The 16,587-nt window shown below is 65.8% G+C and carries 16 protein-coding genes; 10 read left to right on the plus strand and 6 right to left on the minus strand.

Features of this window, described 5'->3' with window-relative positions; genetic code table 11:
* The coding region (locus GRF61_RS19160; protein WP_169152227.1) for an SDR family oxidoreductase at nt 1–389 on the minus strand (389 nt) is incomplete at its 3' end.
* A gap of 207 nt (nt 390–596) precedes the next feature.
* Between GRF61_RS19160 and GRF61_RS19165 the strand changes: the two genes are divergently transcribed.
* From GRF61_RS19165 to GRF61_RS19185, 5 genes are all read left to right on the plus strand, one after another.
* Nucleotides 597–1,508, plus strand: coding sequence for a bestrophin family ion channel (locus GRF61_RS19165; RefSeq protein WP_169152228.1), 912 nt, complete (start codon nt 597–599; stop codon nt 1,506–1,508).
* A 76-nt stretch (nt 1,509–1,584) separates the two neighbouring features.
* Entirely contained in the window at nt 1,585–3,717 is a 2,133-nt protein-coding gene (locus GRF61_RS19170; RefSeq protein WP_248281339.1) for an ABC transporter substrate-binding protein, read from the plus strand.
* Between the two features lie 13 nt (nt 3,718–3,730).
* A complete protein-coding gene (locus tag GRF61_RS19175) occupies nt 3,731–4,708 on the plus strand; it encodes an ABC transporter permease (protein ID WP_169152230.1) in 978 nt (325 codons plus the stop codon).
* Between the two features lie 3 nt (nt 4,709–4,711).
* A complete protein-coding gene (locus tag GRF61_RS19180; RefSeq protein ID WP_169152231.1) occupies nt 4,712–6,121 on the plus strand; it encodes an ABC transporter permease in 1,410 nt (469 codons plus the stop codon).
* A 143-nt stretch (nt 6,122–6,264) separates the two neighbouring features.
* Nucleotides 6,265–7,824 (plus strand): protein adenylyltransferase SelO, encoded by a 1,560-nt coding sequence (locus tag GRF61_RS19185; RefSeq protein ID WP_169152232.1) that lies wholly within the window; start codon nt 6,265–6,267, stop codon nt 7,822–7,824.
* 12 nt (nt 7,825–7,836) lie between these two features.
* On the opposite strand, the gene GRF61_RS19190 is transcribed toward GRF61_RS19185, so the two are convergent.
* Together GRF61_RS19190 and smpB are read right to left on the minus strand one after the other, a co-directional pair.
* A complete protein-coding gene (locus tag GRF61_RS19190) occupies nt 7,837–8,412 on the minus strand; it encodes an NnrU family protein (RefSeq protein ID WP_169152233.1) in 576 nt (191 codons plus the stop codon).
* A gap of 199 nt (nt 8,413–8,611) precedes the next feature.
* Complete coding sequence (gene smpB / locus GRF61_RS19195; RefSeq protein ID WP_169152234.1) at nt 8,612–9,058, minus strand: SsrA-binding protein SmpB; 447 nt, start codon at nt 9,056–9,058, stop codon at nt 8,612–8,614.
* Between the two features lie 119 nt (nt 9,059–9,177).
* Between smpB and GRF61_RS19200 the strand changes: the two genes are divergently transcribed.
* Both GRF61_RS19200 and GRF61_RS19205 read left to right on the plus strand, forming a co-directional pair.
* Nucleotides 9,178–9,615 carry a type II toxin-antitoxin system RatA family toxin gene (locus tag GRF61_RS19200; protein WP_169152235.1) on the plus strand — a complete coding sequence of 146 codons (438 nt, stop codon included), beginning with the start codon at nt 9,178–9,180 and terminating at the stop codon, nt 9,613–9,615.
* 2 nt (nt 9,616–9,617) lie between these two features.
* Nucleotides 9,618–9,950 (plus strand): RnfH family protein, encoded by a 333-nt coding sequence (locus GRF61_RS19205; RefSeq protein ID WP_169152236.1) that lies wholly within the window; start codon nt 9,618–9,620, stop codon nt 9,948–9,950.
* A 145-nt stretch (nt 9,951–10,095) separates the two neighbouring features.
* On the opposite strand, the gene GRF61_RS19210 is transcribed toward GRF61_RS19205, so the two are convergent.
* Nucleotides 10,096–10,623, minus strand: coding sequence for a DUF4124 domain-containing protein (locus GRF61_RS19210; protein WP_169152237.1), 528 nt, complete (start codon nt 10,621–10,623; stop codon nt 10,096–10,098).
* Between the two features lie 79 nt (nt 10,624–10,702).
* On the opposite strand from GRF61_RS19210, the gene guaB reads away from it, so the two are divergent.
* The 3 genes from guaB (at nt 10,703) to GRF61_RS19225 (ending at nt 15,000) form a co-directional block, all read left to right on the plus strand.
* Nucleotides 10,703–12,163, plus strand: a complete 1,461-nt coding sequence (gene guaB / locus GRF61_RS19215) for an IMP dehydrogenase (protein ID WP_169152238.1) — start codon at nt 10,703–10,705, stop codon at nt 12,161–12,163.
* A gap of 120 nt (nt 12,164–12,283) precedes the next feature.
* Nucleotides 12,284–13,849: a glutamine-hydrolyzing GMP synthase gene (gene guaA, locus GRF61_RS19220; protein ID WP_169152239.1), complete on the plus strand. Its 1,566-nt coding sequence runs from the start codon at nt 12,284–12,286 to the stop codon at nt 13,847–13,849.
* A gap of 149 nt (nt 13,850–13,998) precedes the next feature.
* The gene (locus GRF61_RS19225) at nt 13,999–15,000 is read left to right on the plus strand and encodes a DUF72 domain-containing protein (RefSeq protein WP_169152240.1); all 1,002 of its coding nucleotides are present in this window, start codon (nt 13,999–14,001) and stop codon (nt 14,998–15,000) included.
* A gap of 15 nt (nt 15,001–15,015) precedes the next feature.
* Here GRF61_RS19225 and GRF61_RS19230 read toward each other — a convergent pair whose 3' ends face one another.
* Together GRF61_RS19230 and GRF61_RS19235 are read right to left on the minus strand one after the other, a co-directional pair.
* A complete protein-coding gene (locus tag GRF61_RS19230; RefSeq protein ID WP_169152241.1) occupies nt 15,016–15,657 on the minus strand; it encodes a LysE family translocator in 642 nt (213 codons plus the stop codon).
* A 99-nt stretch (nt 15,658–15,756) separates the two neighbouring features.
* The coding region (locus GRF61_RS19235; RefSeq protein WP_348982441.1) for an AraC family transcriptional regulator at nt 15,757–16,587 on the minus strand (831 nt) is incomplete at its 5' end.

Raw genomic sequence — 16,587 nt, forward strand, 5'->3', positions numbered from 1 at the left:
GCCTTGACCAGGGCGGGGAAGCTGTAGGCGCTCACGTCCTGGGAGATGCGGAAGGCTTCGCGCGAGAAGCCGTCGAGGAAGTCGCCTTCCAGTGCTTCGCTGGGGGCGTAGGCAATCGAGTGCACCAGGCTGTCGAGGCCGTCCCACACCTGACCGAGCTGTTCGAACAGGCCGGTGATCTGATCATCGTCCTGCACGTCGCAGGGGAACAGCAGCGTGCTGCCGAAGTCGGCGGCCATCTTGGCCACACGTTCCTGGAAGCGTTCGTTCTGGTAGGTAAATGCTAGCTCGGCGCCCTCGCGGTGCATGGCCTTGGCAATGCCGTAGGCAATCGAGCGATTGCTGAGCAGCCCGGTGATGAGAATGCGTTTGCCGGCGAGAAAGCCCATGGAATCCAAACTCCGAATGACAGAACCGCGAATTATAGCGAAATCTACTGCCGCCGCTTTCTCCTTGATACGTGTGCTTTGCTGCGGTGCGGAATAAAACCTGCCAAAATCTCAAGCCGCGTCGCCAGCCGGGTTTTTGTCCTGCCCCAGAGAGCAGGCTGCGCTCATAACTCTTCCAGTTCTCGCCCCCATTCAGACCCCACTGCCGTGATCATCCGCCCGCGTCCCCATTGGCTGCACCTGCTGTTCGTCCGTAGAGGTTCCATTCTTCCCCGCATCCTGCCGCAACTGCTCTTCACCACGCTGCTCGCCTGTGGCGTGGTGCTGATGCACGGCCAGCTCTTCCACTGGAAGGTCACGCTGACTTCCGCGCCGTTCTCGCTGATGGGCGTGGCGCTCGCCATCTTCCTCGGTTTCCGCAACAACTCCAGCTACGACCGCTATTGGGAAGGGCGCAAGCTCTGGGGCCGCCTGCTGGTGGAGTCGCGCACCCTGGCGCGGCAGGCCATCACCTTTCCGCGCGCCAGCGTGAATGCGCGGCCCTTCGTGCTCGGGCTGATCGCCTTTGCCTACGCCAGCCGCAACCAGTTGCGCGGCCGTCCGCGCAGCGACGAGATCGAAGGCCTGCTGCCGCAGCCGGTGATGGAGCGGATGGTGAAGGCGCGTTTCGCGCCCATCGTCATCCTGCTGTGGCTGGGCAGCTGGATTCGGGAGCGCTGCGAGCATGGCGAGTTGGACCCGATGCTCGCCCAGCGCATGGATGTGCCCTTGTCCGGCCTGTCCGAGGTGATCGGCGGTTGCGAGCGCATCGCCAGCACCCCGCTGCCTTTCACCTACTCGGTCATTTTGCATCGCACCATCTACCTCTACTGCATGATGCTGCCCTTCGGCCTTGTGGACGGCATCGGCATGATGACGCCGGTGGTGGTGGCCTTCGTCTCCTACACCTTCTTCGCGCTTGAGGCCCTGAGTGACGAGATCGAAGAGCCTTTCGGCCTGGCGCCCAACGATCTGGCATTGGATGCGATGGCCGCCGGCATCGACTCCAGCCTGCGCGAAATGCTGGGCGAGACGCCAGCGCCGGCCCATGAGCCGAACAAGGATTTCATACTGACTTGAGCGGCAGCAGCGAATACACTCGCTGCCGATGAGCCGCCCGCAGCCCCATTCCTTCCTGGCCCGTGCCGCCGCCTGCATGGCGGCGGTGGTTGTGCTCTCCGGCTGCGGGCCGGTATGGAACGATCCCTACCCGGCCGGCGAGCGCGGCCGCAACATCCTCTACACCGCCTTCAGCGAGCGGCCGAAGCATCTGGACCCGGTGCAGTCCTATTCCGAGGATGAGGCGACCTTCCTCTACCAGATCGTCGAGCCGCCGCTGCAGTACCACTACCTGAAGCGGCCCTACGTGCTGGAGCCAGGCTCGGCGGCGGAAATGCCGACCCTGCGGCGCTATGACGAGAATGGCCGCGAGCTGCCCGCCACTGCCGACGCTTCCCGGGTGGCGAAGAGCGTCTACGAGATCCGCATCCGCGAGGGCGTGCTCTACCAGCCGCATCCGGCTTTCGCCCGTGACGGGGAGGGCAGGCCGCGCTACCTGGCGCTGAGCGGTAAGGACCTGGCCGGCACCCGCGACCTCGGCGATTTCGCCGAAACCGGTACCCGCGAGCTGGAGGCGGCGGATTTCGTCCACCAGATCAAGCGTCTCGCTCACCCCCGCCTGCATTCGCCCATCTTCGAGCTGATGGCGGAGTACATCCCCGGCCTGAAGACGCTGCAGGCCCAACTCGCTGAGGCGGCCAAGAAAGAGCCGGGCTGGCTGGATCTGACCCGCTACGAGCTGCCGGGCGTGGAGGTGGTGGATAAGTACACTTACCGCATCACCCTGCAGGGCGCTTATCCCCAGTTCCTGTATTGGCTCACCATGCCCTTCTTCTCGCCGGTGCCGCCCGAGGCCGACCGCTTCTTCGGCCAGCCGGGCATGGCCGAGCGCAACCTGACGCTGGACTGGTGGCCGGTGGGAACCGGCCCCTACATGCTGTCGGAGAACAATCCCAACGCCCGCATGGTGTTGGCGCGCAACCCCAATTTCCGTGGCGAGCGCTATCCCTGCGAGGGGGAGAAGAGCGATGCCGAGGCCGGATTGCTGGCGGATTGCGGTAAGCCCATTCCCTTCATCGACGAGGTGGTGTTCTCCCGTGAGCGCGAGGGAATTCCGCTGTGGAACAAGTTCCTGCAGGGTTATTACGACGCCTCCGGCGTTTCCTCCGACAACTTCGACCAGGCGGTGACGCTGACCAGCCAGGGCGAAGTCGGCCTGTCGGACGAGATGGCCGAGCGCGGCATCCGCCTCAACACCTCGGTGTCGCCTTCCATTTTCTACATGGGCTTCAACATGCTGGATCCGCTGGTGGGCGGCGGCGACACCGCCGCCGGCCGCGAGCGGGCGCGCAAGCTGCGGCAGGCGATCTCGGTGGCGCTGGACATGGAAGAGTTCGTCTCCATCTTCCAGAACGGCCGCGGCGTCAGCGCGATGCACCCGATTCCGCCTGGGCTGTTCGGTGCGCGGGAGGGCGAGGCGGGCATCAATCCGGTGGTCTATGAATGGCGCGATGGCAGGCCGGTGCGGCGCGGCTTCGAGCGTGCGCGCCAGCTGCTGGCGGAGGCTGGCTATCCGAACGGCCGGGATGCGCGCACCGGTGAGCCGCTGATCATCAATCTGGACACCACGCCCACCGGCCTCGGCGACAAGTCGCGCTCGGACTGGCTGGCCAAGCAATTCCGCGAGCTGGGCGTGCAGTTCGTCGTGCGCCCGACCGACTGGAACCGCTTCCAGGACAAGATGCGGCTGGGCAATGGCCAGCTGTTCTTCTTCGGCTGGAACGCGGACTACCCCGACCCGGAGAACATGCTGTTCCTGCTCTACGGGCCGCAGGGCAAGGTGAAATACCAGGGGCAGAACGCCTCCAACTACCAGAACCCGGAGTACGACAGGCTGTTCGAGCGCATGAAGTCCATGCCCGATGGCCCGCAGCGCCAGGCGATCATCGACCGCATGATCGCCATCCTGCAGTACGACTCGCCCTGGCTGTTCGGCTTCCACCCCAAGACCTACTCGCTGCAGCACGGCTGGGTGTACAACCGCAAGCCGGGCAACATTGCCCGCAATGGCCTCAAGTACCAGCGTATCGACCTTGCCCAGCGCGAGGCGGCGCGGGCGGAGTGGAACCGGCCGGTGTTGTGGCCGATCGCGCTGTTCGGTTTGCTGGCGGCGGTGCTGATCATGCCGGCGGCGCTGCATTGGCGCCGGCGGGAACGGGCGACGGCCTGAGAGGAAAGGGGAGATGCTCGCCTACATCGTCCGCCGCCTGTTCTACGCCATTCCCATCCTGATCGGGGTGAATCTGCTCACCTTCCTGCTGTTCTTCGTGGTGAATTCGCCGGACGACATCGCCCGCATGCAGATCGGCGTCAAGCGGGCCACGCCGGAGGCCATCGAGCGCTGGAAGGTGGAGCGCGGCTACGACAGGCCGTTGTTCTTCAATGCTGAAGCCAGGGGCGTGCAACACCTCACGGACACCATCTTCTTCGACAAGTCGCTGCGCATGTTCGCCTTCGACTTCGGCAGCGCCGACGACGGCCGCGACATCGGCCGCGAGATCCGCGACCGCATGGGGCCGTCGCTGGCGATCGCGCTGCCCACCTTCGTCCTCGGCCTGGCGGCGGCCATCGTCTTCTCGCTGCTGCTGGTGTTCTTCCGCGCGACCTACCTGGATACCTGGGGCGTTATCGCCTGCGTGGTGATGATGTCCATCTCCGGCATGTTCTACATCATCGGCGGGCAGTGGCTGGTGTCCAAGCTGTGGGCGCTGGTGCCCATCTCCGGCTATGCGCCGGGGCTGGACGCGGCGCGCTTCCTGGTGTTGCCGGTGCTGATCAGCGTGGTCGCCGGCATGGGCGCCAGCGCGCGCTGGTACCGCAGCATCTTCCTTGAGGAAATCGCCCGCGACTACGTGCGTACCGCGCGCGCCAAGGGTTTGTCCGAGCTGCGGGTGCTGTTCCGCCACGTGCTGAAGAACGCGATGATTCCCATCCTGACCGGGGTGGTAGTGGTCATTCCGCTGCTGTTCATGGGCTCGCTGCTGGTCGAATCCTTCTTTGCCGTGCCTGGGCTGGGCAGCTACACCATAGACGCCATCCGCGCGCAGGACTTCGCGGTGGTGCGTTCCATGGTGTTCATCGGTTCGGTGCTGTACATCGTCGGCCTGATCCTCACCGACATCTCTTACACGCTGGTCGATCCACGGGTGAGGCTGGGTTAGCACATGGATTTCCAGCCCGTCCTGCTATGGACCGATCTCCTGCTGTTCGTGCTGCTGGCTGTTGCGCTGCTGTCCGCCTTCCACGTCCGCCGCAGCCCGCCGCTGCGGGAGGCTTGGCGCAAAGTGGGGCGGCGGCCGTCCGGCATGGTGTCGGCGGTGATCCTGCTGGCCTTCGTCGTCGTCGGCCTGCTGGACAGCCTGCATTACCGTCCGCAGTTGCCGGCTGCCGGCGATGCCCAGGGCGGGAAGGTCTATTCGGCCGAGGTGCTCAGCGTGCTCGATGGCCTGCTCGAGGGGCTGCGGCTGCGCACCGAGAAGACCTATTCCGCGCCCTTCGCCGCCACGCTCTACCAGAAGGAAACGGTGGAACTGCCGGAGGGCGGGCAGGCGAGGATGTATCCGCGGCTGGTGCACGGCGCTGCTCATCTGGAGGATCCGCCGGCCCAGACCGCGGGCGATATCGCCCGCCGCGCCCTGCCGGCTGCGGGCGGCATGGCGCTGGCGGTATTCGCGGGCTTCCTGCTGATTGCCGCGCTGGTGGCGCGGGCGCGCCGCAGCGGCTTCGTGCCTGCGGCGGCAGACGTGCTGCGCGGCAGGGCGGTGCTGGCCTGGCGGGCGGCGCTGCTGACGTTTGCCGGGCTGGCGTCCGTCTGCGCGCTGGCGGTGGTACTCGCGCCCTACTACCACGTACTGGGTACCGACAAGGTAGGGCAGGACGTGCTCTACCTCGCGCTGAAGAGCGTGCGCACCGCCTTGGTCATCGGCACCATCACCACCCTGGTCATGCTGCCTTTCGCCGTCGCCCTCGGCATTGCTGCGGGCTATTTGGGCGGCTGGGTGGACGATGTGGTGCAGTACATCTACACCGTGCTCAGCGCGGTGCCAAGCGTGCTGCTGATCGCCGCCTCCGTGCTGATGATGCAGGTGGTGATAGACACCCACCCCGATTGGTTCGCCACCGCGGCGGAGCGCTCCGACGCCCGCTTGCTGGCGCTGTGCGTGATCCTCGGCATCACCTCCTGGACCGGCCTGTGCCGGTTGCTGCGCGGCGAGACGCTGAAGCTGCGCGAGCTGGACTATGTGCAGGCGGCGCGCGCCTTCGGCGTCGGCACGCCGGCCATCCTGCGCCGCCACATCCTGCCCAACGTCATGCACATCGTGCTGATCACGCTGGTGATGGATTTCTCCGGGCTGGTGCTGGCGGAGGCGGTGCTGTCCTACGTCGGCGTCGGCGTGGATCCCAGCACCATCAGCTTTGGCACCATGATCAACATGGCGCGCGCCGAACTGGCGCGCGAGCCCATGGTGTGGTGGTCCCTGTCGGCCGCCTTCGTTTTCATGTTCCTGCTGGTGCTGGCGGCCAACCTGTTCGCCGACGTGGTGCGCGACGCCTTCGATCCCCGCCGCGGCTGAGCTTCCTCTTCCGCGACGCTCCCAGGCGGCGCTGGCCTGCTCCTTGCTGTTCTGCGCGTAGCTCAAAGAACCAAGCAGCCGGCCGCCGCTCTCACCTGTGGCGAAGCCGACAACGACAACATTCCGCAACGGAACCCCGACAGATGAGAAACCTGACTTTCGATAACCGCTTCGTCCGTGAACTGCCCGGAGATCCGGAAACCGGCCCCCGGCTGCGCCAGGTTCACGGCGCCTGCTATTCGCGGGTGTTGCCCACGCCGGTGGCCGCGCCGCGCCTGCTGGCCTGGTCGCGCGAGGTGGCGGCGTTGCTGGATCTGGAGCTGGAGGGTGTCCGCTCCGAGGGCTTCGCCGAAGTCTTCGGCGGCAACGCGCTGCTGGAGGGCATGGAACCCTATGCCGCCTGCTATGGCGGCCACCAGTTCGGCAACTGGGCCGGGCAGCTGGGCGATGGCCGTGCGATCACCCTGGGCGAGACCATCAACCAGCGTGGCGAGCGCTGGGAGCTGCAACTGAAGGGCGCCGGCCCCACGCCGTACTCCCGCCGGGCCGATGGGCGTGCAGTGCTGCGCTCCTCCATCCGCGAGTTCCTCTGCAGCGAAGCGATGCATCACTTGGGCGTTCCTACCACCCGCGCGCTGTGCCTGGTCGGCACCGGCGAGCAGGTGATGCGCGACATGTTCTACGACGGCAACCCCAAGGTCGAGCCGGGTGCGGTGGTCTGCCGCGTGGCGCCATCCTTCATCCGCTTCGGCAATTTCGAGATATTCGCCTCGCGCGGCGACCAGGAACTGCTGGAAAAGCTGATCGACTTCACCATAGAGCGTGATTTCCCCGAGCTCGGCGGCAGTGGCAAGGACAGACGCATCCGCTGGTTCCGGGAGGTGTGCGAGCGGACCGCGCTGATGGTGGCGCACTGGATGCGGGTGGGCTTCGTGCATGGCGTGATGAACACCGACAACATGTCCATCCTCGGCCTCACCATCGACTACGGCCCCTACGGCTGGGTGGACAATTTCGACCCCGGCTGGACACCGAACACCACCGACGCCGCCGGTCGCCGCTACCGCTTCGGCCACCAGCCGCGCATCGCCCACTGGAACCTGGCGCAGCTGGCCAATGCCATCTATCCCGCCGTCGGCGCGGCCGAGCCGCTGCAGGCAGCGCTCGCGGCCTATGCCGAAGTCTATGACGTGGAGAGCCGCCGGATGACCGCCGACAAGCTCGGGTTGGCGCAACTGCGGGAGGCCGACCTCGCCGGCGTCAATGCCCTGCATTCGCTGATGGTGAGAGCGGACATGGACATGACTCTGTTCTTCCGCCGCCTCGCCGACCTCGATCCCCTCGCGCCGGCTACGGCCCTGTTTGCCGAGGTGTTCTACGACGAGGACAAGCGCCAGAGCACCGCGGAGGAGTTCCACGCGTGGCTGCAGGACTACGCCGGGCAGGTCCGTAGCGAGGGCCTGGACCCGGATGCGCGCCGCGCCCGCATGAATGCCGCCAACCCCTGCTACGTGATGCGCAACTACCTGGCGCAGCAGGCCATAGACGCGGCCGAGGCGGGCGACCTGAAACCGGTCGAGGAGTTGCTGGAGGTCATGCGCCACCCCTACGAGGAGCAGCCGGGCCGGGCGGCCTATGCAGGGAAGCGGCCGGATTGGGCGCGCCAGCGGGCGGGATGTTCCATGCTGTCCTGCAGTTCCTGAATACTGGTTGCGTCAGAAGGGTTGCACGCCGATCAGCGGCCCATGCAGGAAGCGGGCGAACACTGCCCAGGCGACGATGCCGCCAATCATTACGATTGCGTCGCGGCTCGGTGGCCCGACCGGGTAGCGCACACCGGCTTCCCTGTCCCGCCGGCGAGCGGCGGCGAACACCACGACCGCCCAGGAGAGGAAGCCGCCGAACAGCAGCACATCAGCCAGATTGCCGTTGGCCAGCAGGTGCGAGAGCGCCCACAGTTTCGTGCCTGCGACCATGGGATGGCCGATGGCGGCCTTGATCCTGCTGCCTGGCACATAGGCGGCCACCAGCAGGATGAAGGCGGGCAGTGTCAGCAGGGCGGCGAGGTGGCGGGTCCATACCGGCGGCACCCACAGCACGGTCGGCACCAGCCGTGCTTCACCGTATCCCCAGATGATGAGGGCGAAGCCCAGCAGGGCGAAGGCAGAGTAAAGCCCCCGCCAGGCGCGTGGCCCCATGCGTGCGATCTGCTCGCTGCGCCAACTGGTGGCGAATACGCGGATGAGGTGGGTGCCGAGGAAAAGCAACAGGCCAGCGACGAGAAAGCTCATGTGAGGCTCCTGGGGACAAGCCCGGAAGCTTAACGGCAATGGCATCGAAGATGGAGGCAAGCCGTCCGGCTGGCGGAGATTGCCGGTTGCCGCGAACCTCCCGGGCCAACAGTCAGGCGTGTGCGCCGGGAACTCCTGGGGTGGGCCGCCAGGCCAGGGGGAGCCGTGAAGGAGGTGGTCTGGAGCGCAGGGAAGGCGCTTAGGCCTTTACCCGCATCAGCCGCGCCTTTTCGCGATCCCAATCGCGCTTCTTCTCGTCTTCCCGCTTGTCGTACTGTTTCTTGCCTTTTGCCAGGCCGATCTCCGCCTTCACCCGGCCCTTGCTGTAATGCAGGTCCAGCGGCACCAGGGTGAAGCCGGCGCGCTCCACCTTGCCGATCAGCTTGGCGATCTCGCCCGCATGCAGCAGCAACTTGCGGGTGCGGGTGGGGTCGGTGCGGATGTGGGTGGAGGCGCTGGTCAGCGGCGTGATGTGCATGCCGAGGATGAAGATCTCCTCGCCGCGGACGATGATGTAGGCTTCCTTGATGTTCGCCCGCCCGGCCCGGATCGCCTTCACTTCCCAGCCTTCGAGCACGAGGCCGGCCTCGTATTTTTCCTCGATGAAGTAGTCGTGATAAGCCTTGCGGTTGTCGATGATGCTCATGGTGTGCGGAATCCGGCTGCGTTTCCCGCCGGGGTGGCCGGCGGATGCGGGCGGCACGCCCGGCTTGCGGTAGAATCGACCATTTTAGCAGTTCGGCGACGCGCCCGTTCCCCCGACCTATGGCCGAAGTCAACAAGCTCGTCCTGATCGAGTTCACCCCCGCGCAGATGTTCGAGCTGGTGGATCGCTGCGAAGACTATCCCCAGTTCCTGCCCTGGTGCGGCGGTGCCGATGTGCACCAGCGCACCGAAACGCTGACCGCCGCCACGCTGCACATCAGCTATCACGGCATCAAGGCGCACTTCAGCACCGAGAACGACAAGCGTTTTCCCCATGAGATGCTGATCCGCCTCAAGGAAGGCCCGTTCACCCATCTGGACGGTACCTGGCGCTTCACCGCGCTGGGGGAGACCGCCTGCAAGGTCGAGTTCCAGCTGCGCTACCAGTTTTCCAACAAGCTGTTCGAGAAGGCGCTGGGGCCGGTCTTCAACCACATCGCCAACACCTTCGTTGACTCCTTCGTGAAGCGCGCTGCGCAGGTTTATCAAAAGGGCTGAGCATGAGCGACGCGATAGACGTCCAGGTCGTCTATGCGCTGCCGCAGCGGCAGGAACTGATCAAACTCCGTCTTCCGGCGGGTGCCACCGCCCGCGAAGCGGTCGAGGCTTCCGGACTGTTGCAAAAGCATCCGGAGATCGACCTTGATGGCGCCAACAAATTGGGAGTCTTCGCGCGCCTGGTGAAGGGCGATGCCGTGTTGCGCGACAAGGACCGGGTGGAGATCTACCGTCCTTTGATCGCCGACCCTAAGGCTGTGCGCAGACAGCGTGCAGACGAGGGCAAGGCGGTGAAGAAGGGGCGCCGCAAGGGCGCACCGGCTGCCGAGGAGTGAGGCGGCGCCGGGCGGCCTGCCTTGGCCTTGATGCTTTCCGTGTTGGCTCGGGGCTGTCGCGGGTCGGCTGGACGAGGTCGTCTCCTGCGGGGCCGGCAGCGCTGAACAATTCCGCCTTGGCAGTTGGCAGGCTACGAGCGCCCGATCAACGGCAAAGCTGTTCGACCTGCGTCCGGGCCTCGTTGATCTCGTTCATGCGGGAACTGTCGTCCAGGAAGGCGCGCTCGCCGGTATTGGTGAAGCGGGCGATGCGCTGGCCGCTTTCCAGCGCGGCGAGCTGACTGCGTGCCTGCTCGCATGCCCGCTGGCGTTGAGCGGCATCGGCGCGCTCCTTTTCTGCCTTGGCTTCAGCTTCGGCCTGTGCCGTCCGCCGCTGGCGGAACTCGAGCTCGCGATCTGCCATGGTCTTGGGTGCATTGGACGTGCCCGCGGTTCCCGGCGGTACGTTTGCCGGCGCCTGGCCGGCGGCGCTGCCGGTGGTTTCACCTGCAGCAGGTTCGGGAGTGCTGGGCGAAGACGTGCTGCGGGAATTGCGCAGCGTTTTCACCTCGCCATCGGGCGGAGGCACGTCGGAGTAATGCAGGCGGCCTTCCTTGTCACGCCAGCTGTAGATCTCGGCCGCAGCAGGAAATGCGGCAAGCAGGGCGATCAGGAGGAGGGCGGGGCGCAGCATCGGCAATCTCCGGAATACGCCGCTTACACGGCGCGAGGGCGGTCTGTATAATACGGATTTGGTCGAAAGGATAGAAGCCATGCGAGTGATCCAGAAGGCGCTGACGTTCGATGACGTCCTTCTCGTGCCCGCCCACTCCACGGTCCTCCCGCGCGATGTCAGCCTGCGTACGCAACTGACGCGCCGCATTCAAATCAACATCCCCCTGCTGTCCGCCGCCATGGACACGGTTACCGAAGCCCGCCTGGCGATTGCGCTTGCGCAAGAAGGCGGGCTAGGCATCGTGCACAAGAACCTGTCGGCGAAGGAGCAGGCGGCAGAGGTGCTGAAGGTGAAGCGGTTCGAGTCGGGTGTGCTAAAGGACCCGATCACGATTCCGCCGACGATGAGCGTGCGCGAGGTGGTGACGCTGACCCGTCAGCACCGCTTCTCTGGCCTGCCGGTGCTGGAAGGCACAAAGGTTGTCGGTATCGTCACCAACCGCGATCTGCGCTTCGAAACGAATCTGGATCAGCCGGTGTCGGCCATCATGACGCCGCAGTCCCGCCTGGTGACGGTGAAGGAGGGCACCAGCCTGGACGAAGCCCGCGCGCTGCTGCACAAGCATCGCCTGGAGCGGGTGCTGGTGGTGAACGAAGCCGGGGATTTGCGGGGCCTCATCACCGTGAAGGACATGATGAAGTCCACCGAGCACCCGGATGCCGCCAAGGATGAGCTAGGCCGCCTGCGCGTCGGCGCGGCGATCGGCGTTGGCGCCGGTACCGAGGAGCGCGCGGAACTGCTGGCGGAAGCCGGGGTGGACGTCATCATCGTCGATACCGCCCACGGCCACTCGCAGGGTGTGCTCGACCGCGTGCGCTGGGTGAAGAGCAACTTCCCGCAGGTCGAAGTGATCGGCGGCAACATCGCTACCGGCGACGCCGCCCGTGCGCTGGTGGATGCCGGCGCGGATGCGGTCAAGGTCGGTATCGGCCCCGGTTCCATCTGCACCACCCGTATCGTGGCTGGCGTGGGCGTGCCGCAGATCACCGCCATCGATAATGTCGCCACAGCGCTGAAAGATAGCGGCGTGCCGCTGATCGGTGACGGCGGCGTGCGCTTCTCCGGCGACATTGCCAAGGCGATTTCGGCGGGTGCCAACGCGGTGATGCTGGGCGGCCTGTTCGCAGGTACCGAGGAATCACCGGGCGAAACCGTGCTCTACCAGGGCCGTTCCTACAAGGCTTACCGCGGCATGGGTTCGCTGGGCGCGATGCAGCAGGGCGCTGCGGACCGCTACTTCCAGGACAGCTCGGCCAATGTGGAGAAGCTGGTGCCGGAAGGCATCGAAGGTCGTGTGCCCTACAAGGGGCCGGTCGGTGCAGTGATCCACCAGCTGGTCGGCGGCCTGCGCGCTTCCATGGGCTACGTGGGCTGCGAGAGCATTGCGGCGATGCACGAGCGTGCCCAGTTCGTCGAAATCACTTCGGCGGGTGTGCGCGAGTCGCATGTGCACGACGTGCAGATCACCAAGGAAGCGCCGAACTACCACGTGGATTGAGCATTTCTTCTCGCCGGGCGCGCCTCTGGGGGCTCGCTTCCGGTCCGATTGCGTGGCGCCCGGTATTGCTCCGGGCGCCTTTCTACTTCAGCGAGCCGCAAGGCTAGATCCCGTCCCGGCATGAATCACCACAAAATCCTCATCCTCGATTTCGGTTCCCAGGTCAGCCAGTTGATCGCGCGTCGTGTGCGCGAGCAACAGGTCTATTGCGAACTGCATCCCTACGATGTTTCCGAGCAGTTCATCCGCGACTTCGCGCCGCACGGCGTGATCTTGTCCGGCGGCCCTAACTCGGTGTACGACGCGGTGGATTGGCGTGCGCCGCAAGCCGTATTCGAGCTGGGTGTGCCGGTGCTCGGCATCTGCTACGGCATGCAGACCATGGCGGAACAGCTGGGCGGCAAGGTGGAGAGTTCGTCCAAGCGCGAGTTCGGCTACGCCGAGATCCGCGCCCGCGGTCATTCCAAGCTGTTCAGCGGCATCCAGGACCGCAGCAACGACGAAGGCCACGGTCTGCTAGACGTTTGGATGAGCCACGGCGACAAGGTCACCGAGCTGCCTGCCGGCTTCAAGGTGATCGGCAGCAACGAATCCTGCCCGGTGGCCGCGATGGCGGACGAGGAACGCGGCTTCTACGGCGTGCAGTTCCACCCGGAAGTCACCCACACCATCAAGGGCAAGGAGATGATTGCCCGCTTCGTCCATGACATCTGCGGCTGCGGTCATGACTGGAACATGCCGGACTACATCGCCGAAGCGGTGGCCAGGATCCGTGAGCAAGTGGGTGACGAGGAAGTCATCCTCGGCCTCTCCGGCGGCGTGGATTCCTCTGTGGCGGCGGCCTTGCTGCACCGGGCCATCGGCGAACAGCTTACCTGCGTGTTCGTGGACAATGGCCTGCTGCGCTTGAATGAGGCGGAGCAGGTCATGGAAACCTTCGGCCGCTCGCTTGGCGTGCGGGTGATCCACGTGAATGCCACAGAGCAGTTCATGGGCCACCTGAAGGGAGTGTCCGATCCGGAGCAGAAGCGCAAGATCATTGGCCGTGAGTTCGTCGAAGTCTTCCAGGCCGAGGCGCAGAAGCTGCCGAAGGCGAAGTGGCTGGCCCAGGGCACCATCTACCCGGACGTGATCGAGTCTGCCGGCGGCAAGACCGGCAAGGCGCATGCGATCAAGAGCCACCACAACGTCGGTGGCCTGCCCGAGACGCTGAACTTGAAGCTGCTGGAGCCGCTGCGCGAACTGTTCAAGGACGAGGTACGGGAGCTGGGTGTAGCCCTCGGTCTGCCCCGCGACATGGTCTATCGCCATCCCTTCCCCGGCCCCGGCCTGGGGGTACGCATCCTCGGCGAGGTCAAGAAGGAGTTCGCCGACCTGCTGCGCCGCGCCGATGCCATCTTCATCGACGAGCTGCGCGCTGCCGACTGGTATGACAAGACCAGCCAGGCCTTCGCTGTCTTCCTGCCGGTGAAGAGCGTGGGCGTGATGGGCGATGGCCGTACCTATGAATACGTCGTCGCCCTGCGCGCCGTGCAGACCCAGGACTTCATGACCGCCCACTGGGCCGAACTGCCACACAGCCTGCTGGGCAAAGTGAGCAATCGCATCATCAATGAGGTGCGGGGTATCAACCGGGTTGTCTATGACATCTCCGGCAAGCCGCCGGCGACGATCGAGTGGGAGTGACCACCGTCTCACCGGGCACTCCGCTGCCCCGGTGGTGCGGGAAAAGATGCCGGCCGGGCTGTATCGGGCCGGCATTTTCATGTGCCATCTGGAGCGGGCGGCATACTTGCTTGCGCTACCCGTTTTTTCATCCATCGCTCGCCCCAGCCATGCAAGAACAGCTGTTTCCTGCCGATGCCGAGCAGCCGATGGCGCTGGTGGACGCTGCGGATTTCGATCCTGCCCTCCAGGCCTTGGCTGGCTCATTGCCGGCGGGATTGCGTTTCGGCACCTCTTCCTGGCATTACCCCGGCTGGGCCGGGCTGGTGTGGAAACGGGACTATCCCCGGGAGGCTTTGTCCCGGCATGGGCTCGCGGCTTACGCGCGCCATCCCTTGCTGCGCACGGTGGGCGTGGACCGGACCTTCTACCGGCCTTTAAGCGCGGTGCAGTTCGCTGCGATGGCGGAGCAGGTGCCGGAGGATTTCCGTTTTGTCGTCAAGGCGCCTAACCGGATCACCGATGCCTTGCTGAGGGATGAGGCTGGGCGGGGGCTGCGCCCGAATCCAGGCTTTCTTTCCCCCGAATGCGCCTTGCGGGATTTTGTCGAGCCGGCGCTGGCAGGGCTGGGGCGCAAGCTGGGAGCGCTGGTTTTCCAGATCAGCCCGCTGCCCGCGCGCCTGCTGACGCAGACGGAGCCACTGATCGACCGTCTGCATGCGATGTTGACGACCATTCCGGACCTGCGTACCGGGGCGCCGGACGGCGTATTGGCGGTGGAGGTGCGGGATCCTCAGTGGCTGACGCCCCGTTTCACCCAGGCGTTGAAGGAGGGCGGCGCCACGTATTGCATGGGCCTGCACGCGAAGATGCCGTCGATCACCGACCAGCTTCCCATCCTCCGCGCCCTATGGCCCGGGCCCTTGGTGTGCCGCTGGAATTTCAACCCGCGACACGGGGCATTCGGCTATGAGAAGGCCCGGCGGCTTTACCTGCCCTATGACCAGCTGGTGGATGAGGACCTGGACACCCGTAATGCGCTTGCGCGGGTGATCGCCGGTACGGTGGCGGCAGGTCAGAACGCCTTCATCACCTTGAGCAACAAGTCCGAAGGCTGTGCGCCGCTGTCGGTGGCGGCGCTGGCGCGTGCAGTGGTGGCGCTGCGCGGCTGAGCCGGCCGTTGCGCGTCAAGCGAAGGCCAGCATGCCCATCACTCCCAGCGCGAGCAGGATCAATATCATCCCGGTGGTCCGCTCCAGCCAGGGCAGTGCATCTGTAAAGCGCTGCAGGACCGCGCGATTGCCTATCGCTGCCGCCACCAGCAAGTCCCACAGCAGGACGATGCTGAACATCCAGCAGCCATAGGCCAGCTTCCACGCCGGGCTGGTGTGCGGACCACCGGCCAGCATGGCGGCGAGGCTGGCGTAGAACAGTGCGTTCTTCGGGTTCAGGATGCCGCACAGAAAGCCGCTGCCCAAGGCATGGTGCCAGCTGGGGCGGCTTTCTTTTCCACCGGGCCGCGCCGTGCCTGTTGCGGGGGTAAGCGCCTGCCCGCCGGCATGGCGCAGGAACAGCTGGCCAAGGTAGAGCAAGTAGAGCGCGCCGACCGCCTGGAGGCCGAGAAAAAGCGGGCTGCCGGCTTGAAGCAGCGCAAACCCGGCAAAGGCGGCAACGATGAACACGCCATTTGCCAGTGCGATACCAAGGCAGGTGCCGCTGGCGACGCGCCAGCCGGCGGCCAGTGCGCTGCGGGCGATCAGGAAGAAATCCGGGCCGGGGGAGAGCAGCGCCAGGAAATGGGCTGCGGCGACGATGAGGAATTGCTGCATACGGCGGCTCTGCGGGGCGGGCTGGGTGCCGCAGTCTGCGGCCCGGCCGCAGCAGTGTATTGAACGAAATTGCGCTGCCGGTTCGACAGGCGGCCAGCCTCAGCCACGGTAGCGGCCCGGGGTGACACCGGTGTGGGCCTTGAACATACGCTGGAAGTGGCTCTGGTCGGCAAAGCCGAGGCGGTGGGCGATGTCGGCCAGGGCCTCGCCGGCGCGCAGGCGGTCGCGGGCCTGGTTGATGCGTCCGTTGAGCTGCCAGGCGTGTGGCGTGAGTCCGCTGGCCGCGCGGAAGCGGCGGATGAGCTGGTAGCGGCTCATACCGGCCAGCACTGCCAGCTCGCCCAGCGACAGGGCATCCACCGCTTCCTCCTGCAAGGCCTTGAAAACCGGCTGTAGCCGCTGGCGTTCTCGCGTGGCCGCGGCAGGCTCGAGGAGGCGGTCGTCCTGCTCGCTGACGTAGTCACCGATGAATTCCACCAGTGCAGCCTCCTTGGCGTGGCGACCGGCGTCGGAGAAAAGCAAGGCATTCAATCGGCAGAAGCGGCCGTATGAGGCAGCAGAGCTGCGCAGCCGTACCGGTTCCTCGCCGAGCGGGGCGAGGTCCTGCAGGGCGGCTTCCTGGCGTACGGCCTGCCACCAGTGTGCATCCACATGCAGCATCTGATAACTCCAGGCGGTATTTGCCGGATTGCAGGCATGCACCCGGCCAGGCGGCACGAATACCAGCGTGCCGGCGCAAAGCTCCACCGGGCCGCCCGGGGCGCCGGTAAACAGGCTGCGGCCTGCGTCCACTGCGCCAATGGAGAAACTCGGGTGGCTGTGGGCGCGGTAGCAAGCGCGGCTGTGGCAGGCCCGCCGGCTCTCTACTTGGGGCAGGGCGGGGTCTCGCCAGAATTCGGTGGTGTCGGCCATTGGAGGAGGGGGGATTGC

It is taken from the genome of Azoarcus sp. TTM-91 (assembly GCF_012911025.1).
Lineage (GTDB): Bacteria > Pseudomonadota > Gammaproteobacteria > Burkholderiales > Rhodocyclaceae > Azoarcus.

Bases quoted from the DNA above. Each gene is read 5' to 3' on its own strand.
- guaA (WP_169152239.1), top strand. From the start codon at position 12,284: ATGAATCACCACAAAATCCTCATCCTCGATTTCGGTTCCCAGGTCAGC.
- GRF61_RS19190 (WP_169152233.1), bottom strand. From the start codon at position 8,412: ATGAGCTTTCTCGTCGCTGGCCTGTTGCTTTTCCTCGGCACCCACCTC.
- GRF61_RS19170 (WP_248281339.1), top strand. From the start codon at position 1,585: ATGGCGGCGGTGGTTGTGCTCTCCGGCTGCGGGCCGGTATGGAACGAT.
- guaB (WP_169152238.1), top strand. From the start codon at position 10,703: ATGCGAGTGATCCAGAAGGCGCTGACGTTCGATGACGTCCTTCTCGTG.
- GRF61_RS19225 (WP_169152240.1), top strand. From the start codon at position 13,999: ATGCAAGAACAGCTGTTTCCTGCCGATGCCGAGCAGCCGATGGCGCTG.
- GRF61_RS19175 (WP_169152230.1), top strand. From the start codon at position 3,731: ATGCTCGCCTACATCGTCCGCCGCCTGTTCTACGCCATTCCCATCCTG.
- GRF61_RS19210 (WP_169152237.1), bottom strand. From the start codon at position 10,623: ATGCTGCGCCCCGCCCTCCTCCTGATCGCCCTGCTTGCCGCATTTCCT.
- GRF61_RS19205 (WP_169152236.1), top strand. From the start codon at position 9,618: ATGAGCGACGCGATAGACGTCCAGGTCGTCTATGCGCTGCCGCAGCGG.
- GRF61_RS19180 (WP_169152231.1), top strand. From the start codon at position 4,712: ATGGATTTCCAGCCCGTCCTGCTATGGACCGATCTCCTGCTGTTCGTG.
- GRF61_RS19230 (WP_169152241.1), bottom strand. From the start codon at position 15,657: ATGCAGCAATTCCTCATCGTCGCCGCAGCCCATTTCCTGGCGCTGCTC.
- GRF61_RS19185 (WP_169152232.1), top strand. From the start codon at position 6,265: ATGAGAAACCTGACTTTCGATAACCGCTTCGTCCGTGAACTGCCCGGA.
- smpB (WP_169152234.1), bottom strand. From the start codon at position 9,058: ATGAGCATCATCGACAACCGCAAGGCTTATCACGACTACTTCATCGAG.
- GRF61_RS19200 (WP_169152235.1), top strand. From the start codon at position 9,178: ATGGCCGAAGTCAACAAGCTCGTCCTGATCGAGTTCACCCCCGCGCAG.